The 1,631-nt window shown below is 59.6% G+C and carries 3 protein-coding genes; 2 read left to right on the top strand and 1 reads right to left on the bottom strand.

Features of this window, described 5'->3' with window-relative positions:
- Positions 1-343 (top strand): response regulator (locus AC1DH9_RS28830; RefSeq protein ID WP_477809301.1); only part of this gene is annotated, 343 nt, incomplete at its 5' end.
- 101 nt (positions 344-444) lie between these two features.
- Positions 445-1,251, top strand: coding sequence for an MOSC domain-containing protein (locus tag AC1DH9_RS28825; protein ID WP_427543580.1), 807 nt, complete (start codon positions 445-447; stop codon positions 1,249-1,251).
- A gap of 68 nt (positions 1,252-1,319) precedes the next feature.
- Here the strand turns inward: AC1DH9_RS28825 and ppnP are convergent, their stop codons facing one another.
- Positions 1,320-1,604 (bottom strand): pyrimidine/purine nucleoside phosphorylase, encoded by a 285-nt coding sequence (ppnP, locus tag AC1DH9_RS28820; RefSeq protein ID WP_007940055.1) that lies wholly within the window; start codon positions 1,602-1,604, stop codon positions 1,320-1,322.
- Positions 1,605-1,631: the final 27 nt, after the last annotated feature.

Raw genomic sequence — 1,631 nt, 5'->3', positions numbered from 1 at the left:
GGGTCAGCTCGGGGTGAAAATGCACATCGCCAGAGACGGTCTGAAGGCACTGAACATGCTCAAGGCCTGGGCTGATACGGGTGTGGCCATGACCGACAAATTGCTGATGATCTTCACCGACGCGGAAATGCCCGAGATGGACGGTTACCGCCTGACCACCGAGATTCGCAACGATCCACGCTTGCGCGGCCTGTACGTCGTCCTGCATACCTCGCTGTCCGGCAGCTTCAACGATTCGATGGTGAAGAAGGTCGGTTGTGACAACTTCCTTTCGAAATTCCAGCCAGACAAACTGGTCGACGTGGTGCGCCAGCGCCTGATGCTCGACGCAGTCCCGGCCTGACGGAGCATCGCGGGCAGGCAGGGTGTCTGCCCGCAATGTGCTTCTTTGATTCGTCAGCCTGCTCGTATATCGTGGCGTTTTTGCCCACCAGGGAGCTGGCCATGCTGCGTCTGAGCGCGCTTTACCGTTATCCACTCAAGTCCGGCAAAGGCGAAGTCCTGCAACAGGTCAGCCTGGATAAACTGGGGCTGGAGGGGGATCGGCGCTGGATGCTGGTAGACGAGGCCAGCGGACGTTTCCTGACGCAACGCGCCGAATCGCGTATGAGCCAATTGTCGGCGTTGTGGAATACCTCCGGTGGCCTGACGCTCAGTGCGCCCGGTCACTCGTCGATCGATATTGCCTTGCCTGCCAGCGACGCTGAACAGCGTGGCGTGACCATCTGGCGCGATACCTTGCGGGTTCCTGATGCGGGGGATGCCGCCGGTGCCTGGGTCAGTGAATTCATTGGCAAACCTACCCGATTGGTGCAAGTGCCCGAGGCGCTGGCCCGTACCACTCAGGCCGGCTATGGCAAGGATGACGATAAAGTCGCCTTTGCCGACGGTTTTCCGCTGTTGTTGATTGGTCAGGCCTCGCTTGAGGACCTGTCGCAACGGGTCGGCCGTCCACTGGAGATGCTGCGTTTTCGACCGAACCTGGTGATCGAGGGCAGCGAGGCATTTGCCGAGGATGGCTGGAAGCGCGTTCGCATTGGCGATGTCGAGTTTCGCGTGGTCAAGTCGTGCGCGCGCTGCATCCTCACCACCATCGACCCGCAGACCGGTGAGCGCAGCGACGACCGTGAACCCCTGGCGACGCTGCAGAAATACCGTGCGCGAGAGGATAGCGCGATGTTTGGCCAGAACCTGGTCAACGACGGCAACGGCCGGCTCGAAGTCGGCATGCCGGTAGAGATTCTCGAATAACGCTGTAATGCCGGAATGAAAAATGCCCGTGTCTTTCGACACGGGCATTTTTTATCGCGGTGAAACGCTTAGCCGCGGTATTCGCACAGGTAAGCGGTGTCGACGGCGACTTTCAGCTGGAACTTGCTGTTGGCCGGTACGTTGAACTGGCTGCCGGCGGCGAAGGTTTCCCAGTCGCTGCTGTCAGGCAGTTTTACGGTCAGGGCCCCGGAAACCACGTGCATGATCTCACGCTGGCTGGTGCCGAATTCGTATTCGCCCGGTGCCATGACGCCAATGGTGGCCGGACCTTCAGCGGTGCCGAAGGCAATCGACTTGACGGTGCCGTCGAAGTACTCGTTGACTTTAAACATGGGCGATTCCTCGAAATGGGCTAAAAA

The organism is Pseudomonas sp. 05T35, from assembly GCF_056396605.1.
This window is presented reverse-complemented; position numbering and strand designations above follow the sequence as displayed.